This window comes from Actinosynnema sp. NPDC023658 (genome assembly GCF_040639995.1).
In the GTDB taxonomy this organism is placed as follows: Bacteria; Actinomycetota; Actinomycetes; order Mycobacteriales; family Pseudonocardiaceae; genus Actinosynnema.
The window spans coordinates 28404-40765 of record NZ_JBFAAX010000003.1 but is presented as its reverse complement, the minus strand read 5'-3'; the positions used below and the strand labels follow the sequence as shown (position 1 = coordinate 40765).

Here is a 12362-nt window from a genome sequence, read left to right as displayed (position 1 = left end):
CTGTGTTTTCGACAGTCACAGGCGGTGATCAGACGCGCTTGAGCACGCGGGCCGCGCCGGCCGCCGCCGTGGACGCCAGGATCCAGCCGATTGCGATGAGCGCGCTGGAGATCCACTGGGAGGCGCCGCTGAACCGCCACTTGCCGTCCTGGCCGAGGTCGACGATCGGGATCAGCAGGTCCATCGACAGCAGCCACGCGTTCCACGACGGCGACTCGTCGTCGTTGAGCTTGGGCATCTCGTGACCCAGGAACCAGCCGGAGCCGACCAGCCAGAACGCGGTCAGCCAGGCGATCGCGAGCCACGGGCGGTAGCCGTAGCCGACCGTCCAGCGCTGGAGGAACCCCCACACGCGGCCCGCGACGCCGAGCTCGGAGTAGCGCCGGTGCTGCTTCTCCAGCTGCACGAGCTGCGCCAGCTCCTCCTCGCCCCCGTCGCGGTAGACGGCGGCGAGCTGCTCGTACGGTCCGGGCGCGAAGTCCGGCTGCACCTCGCGCAGCCACCGCAGCCGGGTGCGCACGTCGACGTGCGGCGTGGACGCGATCGAGCGGAACGTGAAGTCCTCCACGGCCACCCCGCCGGTCGCGGCCCACAGGCCGGGCCCGTCCATCACCGTGGCCGCGCTGACCCGGGTGAGCACCACCCGGCCGACCGGGACGCGGTCCTCGGACAGGCGCAGCACGAGCTGGCTCACCGTGAGGCCGTAGGCGTTCAACGCGATGTCGCTGCCGGGGCCGCCCAGCCGGGCGCCGGCGAACGTGGCCATCTTGCCGACCTCGGCCAGCCGGATCCGCACGCCGCCCGCGGCGGTGAAGCCGTGGCTGCACAGGAAGTCCTTGCCGATGGTGGCGACCCGGGCGTCCAGCGACGGCTTCAGCGTGCCGTCCGGGCGGCGGCGCGGGGAGAGCAGGGACGCGCCGGAGCAGTCGAGGGTGGAGCCGATCTCGGCGTTCTGCAGGCGCAGCGAGCCCAGCGCGCGCAGGTCGCGGAGGAACAGCGTGCCGCCGATCCGCAGCCGGTCCGCGAACAGGACGTCGATGCCGGGGCCGTGCAGCTCGACGCCGGACAGCGACGCGCTGCCGCGCACGTGCGCGTCCACGAGGCGGACCTGGCCGTAGGCCTTCAGCGCGGAGTCGCGCTCGCCGTCGCCGCGGAAGCCGCCGTTGACGGCGCCGCGGGCTTCGAGGTCGCCGCGTACCTGGATGCCGTCCGCGTGCAGGGCCACCGGGATGCGCTGGACGACCTCGCCGGTGTGGTCGGCCAGTTCCTCCACCACGTCCCGGCGGCCGATGACCGCGCCGGACAGCCTCAGGTAGCCGCCGATGTCGGCGTTGGGCAGGCGGACCGTGCCGGACGAGGTGAAGCCGTCGTCCAGCTCCACGTTGCCCTCCACCCGGATGCGGTCCGCGACGAGCGCGGCGGCCTCGTCGGCGGTGCCGCGCGGTATCACCAGGACCGGGTGCTCGACCACGCTGGCGTGCAGGCGGGCGCCGGAGAACACGACGCTGCCGCCGACCCGCGCGCCGTCGAGCAGGACGCGGCCCTCGGTGGTGAACCGGCCGCCCTCGGCGTCGCAGAACAGGGTGCCCGCGATGGTGGCGCCGGTGGCGTCGAAGGCGTTCTGGCCCGCGTTGAGCAGGCGCGCGCCGCCGAGGTGGACGTTGCCGCCGACGTTCGCGCCGCGCAGCCGCACCTCGCCGTCGGCGCGCAGGGCGGAGGCCTGCAGCGAGCCGGACAGGCGGATGCGGGCGGCGAGCAGGGCGTGGTCGCCGCCGGGGTTGCGCAGCACCGCGCCGGCCAGCCGGAACGTGCCGTCGACCGAGGCGTCGGTCAGGTCGACCACGCCGTCGCTGGTGAACCCGGCCTCCAGCGCGAGGTCGCTGCCGACCCGCAGGTTGCGGCCCCGCAGGCCGGGCATCCGGCAGCCGCGCATCCGCAGGCCGACCAGGTGGGCCATGCGCAGGTCCGGCGGCTGCTCGAACGCGCAGTCCAGGAAGTCGACCACGTGCTCGACCCGCGCGCCTTCGAGCGCGAACGAGCCGACGACCTCCGCGCCGACGAGCCGGAGGGCGGCGCCCCGCCCTCCGCCGACGAGCAGCGAGGACAGCAGCTCGCCGCGGACCGTGCGGTCGCGCGCGGGCGTACCGGGGTCGAACCGCAGCGGACGCCCGGCGGCGAACGCGGCGCGCACGGCGTCCTCGACGGTCCCCTCGGCGCTCACGTGCCGATCCGATCACCCGGGACGCCGGTCGCGCCGGCCTTCGGGGGAAATCGCCACGTGTGATCCGCCATGCCCCCGCCGGAGACCCGCGGTGGCCGACCAACCCACTCGCGGGCGTCCGGCGGACTACCGTGATCGGCGTGACGGGGACGGATTCGAAGGTCGGCGACAGGGTGCCCGGGCTGCTGCGCGTGTCGGCGGCGCTGAGCTGGCGGTTCGTGGCCGTGGTCGCCGCCCTCTACGTGGTGTTCCAGGTGGTCGGGTTCCTGGCCACGATCGTCATCCCGGCCGGTGTGGCGCTGCTGCTGGCCGCGCTGCTGTCGCCCGCGGTGTCGCAGCTGAACCGGGCGGGCATCCCGCGCGGGTTGGCCACGGCCGTGGTGCTGGTCGGCGGGATCGCGGTGGTCGGCGGGGTGCTCACGTTCGTGATCACCGAGTTCTCCAAGGGCCTGCCGCAGCTGCAGGAGCAGGTCAGCGCGAGCCTGGAGACGATCCAGGAGTGGCTCAAGGCCGGGCCGCTGCACCTGAGCGACCTCCAACTCCAGCAGTACCTCGACCGGGTGGTGGAGACGGTCAAGGAGAACCAGTCCGAGATCACGTCGGGCGCGATCACCACGGCGGCCACCGTCGGCGAGCTGCTGACCGGGCTGATCCTGGCCCTGTTCACGCTCATCTTCTTCCTGCACGACGGCGACGGGATCTGGCGGTTCCTGGTCCGGATCGTGCCGCACGACGTGCGCGGTCGGGCGGACGTGGCGGGTCGGCGCGGGTTCGCCTCGCTGGTGTCCTACGTGCGGGCGACCGCGCTGGTGGCGGTGGTGGACGCGGTCGGCGTCGGCATCGGCCTGTGGATCGTGGACGTGCCGCTGGTCGTGCCGCTGTCGGCGCTGGTGTTCCTCGGCGCGTTCATCCCGATCGTCGGCGCGGTGATCACCGGCGCGGTGGCGGTGCTGGTCGCGCTGGTGGCCAACGGGCCGCTGGAGGCGTTGATCATCCTGGCGGTGCTCATCGGCGTGATGCAGCTGGAGTCCCACGTGCTCCAGCCGCTGCTGCTGGGTCGTGCGGTGAAGCTGCACCCGCTGGCCGTGGTGCTGGCGATCACCACCGGCCTCGTCGTGGGCGGCATCGCGGGCGCGCTGCTGTCCGTGCCGCTGCTGGCGGTGCTGAACTCGGGGATCAGGTCGTTGCTGTCGGAGTCGGACAAGGGCGTGGAGCCGCGCGAGGTGGACGTGCTGGAGCCGCAGGAGAGCGGTCCGGTGGACACGGGCGGGGACCGGGTCGAGGACATCGACGACAGCGAGGACCCCACCGCGGAGCACAGCGGCAAGCAGCAGGGCTAGGCCATCTCGACCAGGTTGCGGCCGTAGCCCTTGGCGGCGAGCAGGGCGGCGTCGGCGGCCACCAGCAGGTCCGGCAGCTCGTAGCCGAAGCGCTGGGTGGTCGCCACGCCGATGCTGACGGTGAGGCCGGTGAGCAGGTGCTCCCGGCCGTCGGTGCCCACGGTGGGCACGGCCAGCTCGGCCACGGCGTGCCGCACGCGCTGGGCCACGGACCGGGCGATGGCGGGCTCCGCGTCGGGCAGCAGCACGACGAACTCCTCACCGCCGAAGCGGCCGACCAGGTCGCCGCGCCGGACCGTGCTGGTGAGCAGCAGCGCCACCGCGCTCAGCGCCGAGTCGCCCGCCAGGTGGCCGACCTCGTCGTTGACCCGCTTGAAGTGGTCGAGGTCGAGCAGCATCACGGCCATCGGCCGCTCGCGGACCCGGGCCTTGGACAGCTCGTAGCGCGCCCTCCCGTCCCAGTGCACGGCGTTGGCCAGGCCGGTCTTGGCGTCGCGCTGCGCGGAGCGCCGCCACTGCGGCAGCTGGGCCGCGCGTTCCAGCAGGGCCAGCGGCGGTCCGGCCATCAGCGCGTGCACCGGGGTGGTGATGGCGACGAAGCCCATGAGACCGCCGATGCTGACCGCGACGACGCCGAGCACCGCGTCGATCGGCTCGCCCACGACCTCCTCGCCCGACGCGTGCGGGCTGCGCAGCTTCAGGCCGAGCGCGATCAGGCCGGCCCGCAGCACGAGCAGCACGGTCGCGCCGAGCACCATGACCGCGAGGTCGGTGCTGGGCGCGGCCCAGCCGATCGCGTAGCGGGTGCCGAACACGGCCAACGTCGTCGCGGAGAGGGTGAACACCCAGCGGTGCGACTCGGGGCGCTGGGTCAGCACGCCGTGCAGCGCGGGGCCGAAGAGCAGCAGGACGAGCAGGTTGCACGGCAGCGTGACCAGGCCCGCGGTGAGGTAGCACAGGTGCGCGGCCCACGGGTTGCGCGCGGCCTCACCGACCCGGTGGCTGTAGATGGAGCTGCCGATGATCACCGCGCCCGCGGTGCCGGCGATGGCGGCGAACCGGCCGATCTGACCGGACGTGGGCTGGGCGGACGTCACGATCACGTACCCGGCGACGGTCAGCGCGAGGAGGTCCACCAGCAGCCAGTAGGCCAGCGCGGGGCGCTTCAGCGTCCACAACGGCCAGTGGCGCACGCTCGGCCCTCCCTCGCCGCGGCAACCCGGGGCGCGATCTCCACCGGGAGGGAACCGGGCTCGGCGGGATCACGCTCGGTGACCCCCGCCAGCCTTCCACATGTGTCGGTATCGGAACAGACGGCCACCTGGGGGTTAGCCGCGCCACTCCGACACGGCAAGATTGGGCGGGAAGGGAGCACACCGTGCGAGCAAAGCCGGCCGACCAGGGGACCGAGGCCATGGAGGACCCCGTCGCGCACCTCTGGCGGGGAACCGTGGCGCTGCGCGTGGTGACGTTCCTGTTCGCCCTGGGCAACGCGGTCGACCAGCACGGCGAGTACGAGCGCACCTGGCTGGCGTGGGTGACGATCGGGGCGATGGCCCTGTGGTCGGCGTTCACCATCCAGGCCTTCAGCCGGCCGAACGGCCGGCGGACGTGGATCGTGGTCGCGGACCTGGTCGTGGCGTGCGGGCTGATGTCGCTCTCCCCGCTGATCATGACGGACTCCCAGTTCCTGTTCGACGTCCCGCTGATCACCACGATCTGGGCGTGCGGCCCGGCGGTGGCGGCGGGCGCGCTCGGCGGCCAGGCCGCGGGGGCGGTGGCGGGGTTCGTGGTCGGCTTGAGCACCTACCTCAACCGCCGCGAGCTGTCGGTCGACCTGGTGCGGGACGTGGTGCTGCTGGCCGGCGCGGGCTTCGTGGTGGGCATGGCGTCGACCACGGCGCGGCGCTCGGCGGTGCGGTTGGCGCAGGCGTTGCGGACCGAGGCGGCCACGGCGGAGCGCGAGCGGCTCGCGCGGTCCATCCACGACGGCGTGCTCCAGGTGCTCGCCCGGGTGCGCAAGCGCGGCACGGAGCTCGGCGGTGAGGCCGCAGAGCTGGCCGAGCTGGCCGGTGAGCAGGAGGTCGCGCTGCGGTCCCTGGTGGCCGCCGCGCCGACGGAGTCCACCGTGGACGGTGACGCGGACCTGCGGCCGGCGCTGCAGCTGCTCGCCACGTCCCGGTTCCAGGTGTCCACCCCGGCCACGCAGGTGATGCTGCCGGCCGGCACGGCGTTCGAGCTGACCGCCGTGGTGCGCGAGGCGCTGTCCAACGTGGACAAGCACGCGGGGGAGGACGCGCGGGCCTGGGTGCTGCTGGAGGACCTCGGTGAGGAGGTCGTGATCAGCATCCGCGACGACGGCCCCGGCATCCCCGAGGGCCGGTTGGCCTCGGCCGAGGCGGAGGGCCGGATGGGGGTGGCCCAGTCCATCCGCGGCCGGGTGGAGTCGCTGCGTGGCACCCTTGAGCTGCAGACGGGGCCGGGGGAGGGCACCGAATGGGAGGTGCGGGTTTTCCGATGAGCGTTTCCGTGATGGTGGTGGACGACCACCCGCTGTGGCGCGACGGTGTCGCGCGCGACCTGTCCGAGCGCGGCTTCGAGGTGGTCGCCACCGCGGGCGACGCCGCGTCGGCGGTGCGGATCGCCCGCGCGGTGCGGCCCGACGTGGTGCTGATGGACCTCAACCTGGGCGAGACGACGGGGGTGGAGGCGACCACGGTGATCACCGGGTCACTGGAGGGGACCCGGGTGCTGGTGCTGTCGGCCAGCGGCGAGCACAGCGACGTACTGGAAGCGGTGAAGGCGGGTGCCTCCGGCTACCTGGTGAAGTCGGCGTCGGCCGAGGAGCTGGTGGAGGCGGTGAACCGGACCGCGGCCGGTGACGCGGTGTTCACCGCGGGCCTGGCGGGACTGGTGCTCGGCGAGTACCGGCGGATGGCCGCCACGCCGGACGAGGACAAGCCGCAGCTCACCGAGCGGGAGACCGAGGTGCTGCGGCTGGTGGCCAAGGGGCTGACGGCGCGGCAGATCGCGAACCGGCTGGTCATCTCGCACCGCACGGTGGAGAACCACGTGCAGTCCACCCTGCGCAAGCTCCAACTGCACAACCGCGTCGAGCTGGCGCGGTACGCGATCGAGCACGGCCTCGACGTCGAGCCGGAGGACTGAGCCATGACCGACCCCAAGGACTTCCGGGTCTCCGACGCGGAGCGCGAGCACGTCGTCGGCCTGCTGCAGAAGGCGATCGGCCGGGGGCTGATCACGCTGGACGAGTTCACCGAGCGCACCGACACCGCGCTGGCCGCGCGCACCCGCGGCCAGCTCAACGCGGTGCTGCTGGACCTGCCGGGCATGGTGCACAACGAGCAGGTCCTGGCCATGCCGCAGGACCGGCAGGAGCTCAGGTCGACCATGTCGACGGTCAACCGCAAGGGCAACTGGACCGTGCCGCGCCAACTCGTCGTGCGCAACCGGATGGGGTCGACGGACCTGGACTTCCGCGAGGCGACCATCCCGCACGCGGTGGTGGACATCGAGCTGGACGTGACCGCCGGTTCGGTGAAGCTGCTGCTGCCGGACGGCGCGACGGTCAACGCCGAGGGCGTCGAGCTGTCGGCGGGCAACCTCAAGGACAAGGTGGGCACGGGCCTGAACGGTCGCCCGCACTTCGTCGTCCACGGTCAGGTGCGCGCGGGCAACCTGGAGATCAGGAAGAAGAGGTTGCGCCGGCTCCGGCACGCCTGACCGCGCCCGGACCGGGTGCGGTGCGCGCTCCCGTCCTGCGCGACGCCGCGCGGCGGACGAGGATCGTGGTGTGCACTGCCTCGTGACCGGCGCGACCGGGTACCTCGGCGGACGGCTCGTGCCCCGGTTGCTCGCGGAGGGCCACCGGGTCAGGTGCCTGGCCCGCGATCCGCGCAAGCTGCGCGACGTGCCGTGGGCCGGGCAGGTCGAGGTGGTGCGTGGTGACGTGCTCGACCCGGCGTCGTTGCGGGAGGCGATGCGGGACGTCGACGTCGTGCACTACCTGGTCCACTCGCTGAACGTCGCGGACTTCGCCGACGCGGACCGGCGGGCGGCCGAGAACACCGCGCGCGCCGCCGAGGACGCGGGCGTGCAGCGGATCGTCTACCTGGGCGGGCTGCACCCGCCGGGGGTGGCGCTGTCGCCCCACCTGGCCTCGCGCAAGGAGGTCGGGGACGTGTTCCTGCGCAGCGCGGTGCCCGCCGCGGTGCTCCAGGCGGCGGTGATCATCGGGTCGGGGTCCGCGAGCTTCGAGATGCTGCGCTACCTGACCGAGCGGCTGCCGGTCATGGTCACGCCGCGCTGGGTGCACAACCGGGTGCAGCCGATCGCGGTGCGGGACGTGCTGCGGTACCTGGTGGGCGCGGTGCGGCTCCCCCCAGAGGCGGACGGCACCCCCGTGAACCGGTCGTTCGACGTCGGCGGCCCGGACGTGCTCACCTACCTGGAGATGATGCTCCGGTACGCGCGGGTGGCCGGGCTGCCGGCGCGGCGCGTGCTGCCGGTGCCGCTGCTCACGCCGGGGCTGTCCGCGCACTGGGTGAACCTGGTGACGCCCGTGCCCCGGTCGATCGCCGCGCCGCTGATCGAGTCGCTGGTGCACGAGGTGGTGTGCCGGGAGCACGACGTGGAGGACTACCTGCCCGGCGAGAACACCGGCTACGACCGGGCGGTCGCGCTGGCGCTGGCCAGGGTGCGCGACGCCGACGTGGAGACCCGCTGGTCCGGCGCGTCGGTGCCGGGCGCGTCCGCCGACCCGCTGCCCACCGACCCGGACTGGTCCGGCGGCTCGTCGTACGTCGACGTGCGCGAGCGGTGGACCCCGGCGTCGCCGGACCGGCTGTGGCAGGTCGTGGAGGGCATCGGCGGCGAGCACGGCTGGTACTCGTTCCCGCTGGCCTGGGCCGTGCGCGGCTGGCTGGACCGGCTGGTCGGCGGCGTGGGGCTGCGGCGCGGTCGGCGTGACCCGAGGCGGCTGCAGGTCGGTGAGGCGCTGGACTGGTGGCGGGTGGAGGAGCTCGACCGCGGGCGGCTGCTGCGGCTGCGCGCGGAGATGCGGGTGCCCGGTTCGGCGTGGCTGGAGCTGCGCGTCATCGAGGACGGGGACCGCGGTTCGACCTACCGGCAGCGGGCCGTGTTCGTGCCGCGCGGGTTGGCCGGGCACCTGTACTGGTGGCTGGTGTGGCCGTTCCACGGGCTGGTGTTCGGCGGCATGGTCCGCAACATCGTCAATGAAGCTCAACTTACGAGTGAATTCAGAAAGTCCTGATGGACTGCACAAGGGGCCGGGGGCACACTCGCCCGCATGAAGGCACTGGTCAAGACGACCGCCGGCCCGGGTCTGTCGTTGACCGACGTCCCGGACCCCACCCCCGGCCCCGGTGACGTGGTCGTCCGGGTGCTGCGCACCGGCATCTGCGGCACCGACCTGCACATCGACTCGTGGGACGAGTGGGCCGCGCACAACATCCACGCGCCGCTCGTCGTCGGCCACGAGTTCGTCGGGGAGGTCGTGGAGACCGGCCCGGCGGTGACCGGCGTCCGGGTCGGTGACCTGGTCAGCGGCGAGGGCCACCTGGTCTGCGGCTCGTGCCGCAACTGCAAGGCGGGGCGGCGGCACCTGTGCGCGCACACGCGCGGCCTGGGCGTGCACAGCGACGGCGCGTTCGCGCAGTACGTGGTGCTGCCCGAGGAGAACGCCTGGGTGCACCGGGCGCCCGTCGACCTGGACGTGGCGGCGATCTTCGACCCCTTCGGCAACGCCGTGCACACCGCGCTGTCGTTCCCGGTCCTCGGTGAGGACGTGCTGATCACCGGTGCGGGCCCGATCGGGATCATGGCGGCGGCCGTGGCCAAGCACGCGGGCGCGCGCAACGTCGTCATCACCGACGTCAGCGAGCACCGGCTGGAACTGGCCCGCAAGGTCGGCGTCGACCTGGCCCTCAACGTCGCGGAGCGCACGATCTCGGAGGCCCAGTCCGAGCTGGGCATGTCCGAGGGCTTCGACGTCGGCATGGAGATGTCCGGCAGGCCGATCGCGCTGCAGGAGATGATCGGCAACATGACCCACGGCGGCCGGATCGCCATGCTGGGCCTGCCCGCCGAGGAGTTCGCCGTCGACTGGGGCAGCGTCGTGCTGAAGATGCTGCACATCAAGGGCATCTACGGCCGGGAGATGTTCGAGACCTGGTACTCGATGTCCGTGCTGCTGCAACGCGGCCTCGACCTGACGCCGGTGATCACGCACCGGTTCGACCACACGGCGTTCGCGGAGGCCTTCGCGACGGCGCGCGAGGGCAAGTGCGGCAAGGTCATCCTCGACTGGACGGGAGCTCACTGATGTACGGCGCGATGCGCGAGGACCTGCGGGCCGGCCTGGACGAGATCCGCGCGGCCGGGCTCTACAAGGCCGAACGGGTCATCGGCACACCGCAGAACGCCTCCGTCCGGGTCGGCTCGGGCGACGAGGTGCTGAACTTCTGCGCCAACAACTACCTCGGCCTGGCCGACCACCCCCAACTGGTCCGGGCCGCGCACGAGGCGCTGGACCGGTGGGGCTTCGGCATGGCGTCGGTGCGGTTCATCTGCGGCACGCAGGAGCCCCACAAGGAGCTGGAGCAGCGGCTGTCGGAGTTCCTCGGCACGGAGGACACGATCCTGTACAGCTCGTGCTTCGACGCCAACGGCGGCCTGTTCGAGACCCTGCTCGGCGCCGACGACGCGATCATCTCCGACGAGCTCAACCACGCCTCGATCATCGACGGCGTCCGGCTGTCGAAGGCGCGGCGGTACCGCTACAAGAACCGGGACATGGACGACCTGGAGCGTCAGCTCAAGGACTCCGCCGACGCCCGCTACCGGCTGATCGCCACCGACGGCGTGTTCTCCATGGACGGCTACCTCGCGCCGCTGGACGACATCTGCGACCTGGCCGAGCGGTACGACGCGCTGGTCATGGTCGACGACTCGCACGCCGTCGGCTTCACCGGCCCGAACGGTCGCGGCACGCCCGAGCTGTTCGGCGTGCAGGACCGGGTGGACATCGTCACCGGCACGCTCGGCAAGGCGCTCGGCGGCGCGAGCGGCGGCTACACCTCCGGGCGGGCGGAGATCGTGGAGATGCTGCGGCAGCGGTCGCGGCCGTACCTGTTCTCCAACTCGCTGGCGCCGTCGATCACCGCCGCCGCGATCGCCGCGCTCGACCTGCTCAGCTCGTCCGGCGAGCTGCTGACCAGGCTGCGCGAGAACACCGCCCTGTTCCGCTCGCGGATGACCCGGGAGGGCTTCGACCTGCTGCCCGGTGAGCACCCGATCATCCCGGTGATGATCGGTGACGCGGCGCGGGCGTCCCGGATGGCCGACCTGCTGCTGGAGCAGGGCATCTACGTGATCGGCTTCTCCTACCCGGTGGTGCCGCACGGCAAGGCCCGGATCCGGACGCAGATGTCGGCGGCGCACTCCACCGACGACGTGAACCGGGCGGTGGACGCGTTCGTGGCGGCCCGCGAGCGGATGTGAGCTAGCGCTCGCCCCGCAGGCCGAGGACCGCGAGCAGGACCGCGGGCACGACGAGCGACAGCACGACGACCGTGCCGTCCACCTCGAACCCGCCGGCCCGCGCGCTGGGCACGACGACGCCGAACACGACCAGGACGAGCAGCCCGAGCCCGGCGACGACCAGGCTCGACGTGCGGTTGGTGGAGCTCATGCCCCTTGGTACCCCACGGGCACCGGGCGCGCACGACCGGGTGAGGATCGACCGGTGATCGACCCACGACGGCTGCGGGTGCTGCGCGCGCTCGCGGACCACGGCACCGTGACGGCGGCGGCCCAGGCACTGCACCTGACGCCGTCCGCGGTGTCCCAGCAGTTGGCCGCCCTGGAGTCCGAGGTGGGGCACCCGCTGCTGCGGCGGCGCGGGCGGCGGGTGTCGTTGACGGCGGCCGGCGAGCTGCTGGTCCGGCACGCCAACGCGGTGGCCGCGGAGCTGGAGCGGGCGCAGGCGACGTTGGCCGCGTTCAGCTCGGGCAGCACCGGCCGGGTCGAGGTGGGCAGCTTCGCGTCGGCCATCACGCAGGTCGTGGCGCCCGCGCTGGCGGCGCTGCGGGCGTCCGCGCCGGGCGTGACGCTGCGGGTGCGCGACGTGGAGGGGCACGCCAGCGTGCCGCTGCTGCTCGACGGCGAGATCGACCTGGCGATCACCGAGGAGTACCGGCTGCGGACCGACGACCGGAGGCTGACCCGCTTCCCGCTCTACACCGAGCCGTTCGACGTGGTGCTGCCGCCGGAGCACCGGCTGGCCGGGCGGGCGGAGGTGGAGCTGGCCGACCTCGCGGACGACGACTGGGTCGTGACGCTGCCCGGCAACCCGGTCCGGGACGTGGTGCAGCTGGCCTGCGAGCACGCCGGCTTCGCGCCCCGCATCACGCACACGTCCGACGACTTCCGGGCCATCGGCGCACTCGTGCACGCCGGCGCGGGCGTGGCCCTGGTCCCGCGCAACGCCGTGCGCGGTGTGCCGGTCTCGGGGACGGCCCCGCTGCGCCGCGTGGTCGCGGCCGTGCGGCGGGGCAGCGAGGACCACCCCCTGATCGCGCTGGTGCGGGACGCCCTGCTGGACGCCGTCGCCTGACCCGCCCCAACGCGAGTGCGCACCCGTCTTCCGCACCCTCATCCCTCGACCACCACGCGAGGTCGCGTCGGTTTTCCCCATCCCATCCCCGACCACCACGCGAGGTCGCGTCGGGGGGTACGGGCCCCCGTTCGCGGGTTAGCGC

Annotated in this window: 11 protein-coding genes; 8 read left to right on the top strand and 3 right to left on the bottom strand. The window is 73.2% G+C overall.

All coding sequences use genetic code 11. From position 1 onward, the window contains the following. Positions 1-28: 28 nt before the first annotated feature. A complete protein-coding gene (locus AB0G02_RS01010; RefSeq protein WP_360787336.1) occupies positions 29-2221 on the bottom strand; it encodes a hypothetical protein in 2193 nt (730 codons plus the stop codon). Between the two features lie 140 nt (positions 2222-2361). On the opposite strand from AB0G02_RS01010, the gene AB0G02_RS01005 reads away from it, so the two are divergent. Beyond that, on the top strand, positions 2362-3561 hold the full coding sequence (locus tag AB0G02_RS01005; RefSeq protein WP_360787333.1) for an AI-2E family transporter: 1200 nt from the start codon (positions 2362-2364) through the stop codon (positions 3559-3561). Here the strand turns inward: AB0G02_RS01005 and AB0G02_RS01000 are convergent. After that, positions 3558-4754, bottom strand: coding sequence for a diguanylate cyclase (locus tag AB0G02_RS01000; protein ID WP_360787331.1), 1197 nt, complete (start codon positions 4752-4754; stop codon positions 3558-3560). The two genes, AB0G02_RS01005 and AB0G02_RS01000, sit on opposite strands and share 4 nt — an antisense overlap. 221 nt (positions 4755-4975) lie before the next feature. Between AB0G02_RS01000 and AB0G02_RS00995 the strand changes: the two genes are divergently transcribed. The 6 genes from AB0G02_RS00995 (at position 4976) to AB0G02_RS00970 (ending at position 11103) form a co-directional block, all read left to right on the top strand. Next, positions 4976-6082 carry a DUF5931 domain-containing protein gene (locus tag AB0G02_RS00995; protein ID WP_360787393.1) on the top strand — a complete coding sequence of 369 codons (1107 nt, stop codon included), beginning with the start codon at positions 4976-4978 and terminating at the stop codon, positions 6080-6082. Further along, positions 6079-6729 carry a response regulator transcription factor gene (locus tag AB0G02_RS00990; protein ID WP_360787328.1) on the top strand — a complete coding sequence of 217 codons (651 nt, stop codon included), beginning with the start codon at positions 6079-6081 and terminating at the stop codon, positions 6727-6729. Before AB0G02_RS00995 ends, AB0G02_RS00990 begins: the two co-directional genes overlap by 4 nt. Before the next feature lie 3 nt (positions 6730-6732). Beyond that, positions 6733-7305 carry a DUF1707 domain-containing protein gene (locus tag AB0G02_RS00985; protein ID WP_360787325.1) on the top strand — a complete coding sequence of 191 codons (573 nt, stop codon included), beginning with the start codon at positions 6733-6735 and terminating at the stop codon, positions 7303-7305. Between the two features lie 70 nt (positions 7306-7375). After that, positions 7376-8854 carry an SDR family oxidoreductase gene (locus AB0G02_RS00980; protein WP_360787322.1) on the top strand — a complete coding sequence of 493 codons (1479 nt, stop codon included), beginning with the start codon at positions 7376-7378 and terminating at the stop codon, positions 8852-8854. Positions 8855-8890: 36 nt separating this feature from the next. Further along, positions 8891-9925 carry an L-threonine 3-dehydrogenase gene (tdh, locus tag AB0G02_RS00975; RefSeq protein ID WP_360787319.1) on the top strand — a complete coding sequence of 345 codons (1035 nt, stop codon included), beginning with the start codon at positions 8891-8893 and terminating at the stop codon, positions 9923-9925. After that, positions 9925-11103: a glycine C-acetyltransferase gene (locus tag AB0G02_RS00970; protein WP_360787316.1), complete on the top strand. Its 1179-nt coding sequence runs from the start codon at positions 9925-9927 to the stop codon at positions 11101-11103. Before tdh ends, AB0G02_RS00970 begins: the two co-directional genes overlap by 1 nt. 1 nt (position 11104) lies before the next feature. On the opposite strand, the gene AB0G02_RS00965 is transcribed toward AB0G02_RS00970, so the two are convergent. After that, the gene (locus AB0G02_RS00965; protein ID WP_360787313.1) at positions 11105-11293 is read right to left on the bottom strand and encodes a hypothetical protein; all 189 of its coding nucleotides are present in this window, start codon (positions 11291-11293) and stop codon (positions 11105-11107) included. A gap of 54 nt (positions 11294-11347) precedes the next feature. On the opposite strand from AB0G02_RS00965, the gene AB0G02_RS00960 reads away from it, so the two are divergent. Beyond that, complete coding sequence (locus tag AB0G02_RS00960; RefSeq protein WP_360787310.1) at positions 11348-12217, top strand: LysR family transcriptional regulator; 870 nt, start codon at positions 11348-11350, stop codon at positions 12215-12217. The last annotated feature ends 145 nt before the right edge of the window (positions 12218-12362 follow it).

What these genes read in the sequence shown, in the direction of transcription:
- AB0G02_RS00995 (WP_360787393.1), top strand. Translation starts at nt 4,976, where the DNA reads ATGGAGGACCCCGTCGCGCACCTCTGGCGGGGAACCGTGGCGCTGCGC.
- AB0G02_RS00990 (WP_360787328.1), top strand. Translation starts at nt 6,079, where the DNA reads ATGAGCGTTTCCGTGATGGTGGTGGACGACCACCCGCTGTGGCGCGAC.
- AB0G02_RS00985 (WP_360787325.1), top strand. Translation starts at nt 6,733, where the DNA reads ATGACCGACCCCAAGGACTTCCGGGTCTCCGACGCGGAGCGCGAGCAC.
- tdh (WP_360787319.1), top strand. Translation starts at nt 8,891, where the DNA reads ATGAAGGCACTGGTCAAGACGACCGCCGGCCCGGGTCTGTCGTTGACC.
- AB0G02_RS00970 (WP_360787316.1), top strand. Translation starts at nt 9,925, where the DNA reads ATGTACGGCGCGATGCGCGAGGACCTGCGGGCCGGCCTGGACGAGATC.
- AB0G02_RS00965 (WP_360787313.1), bottom strand. Translation starts at nt 11,293, where the DNA reads ATGAGCTCCACCAACCGCACGTCGAGCCTGGTCGTCGCCGGGCTCGGG.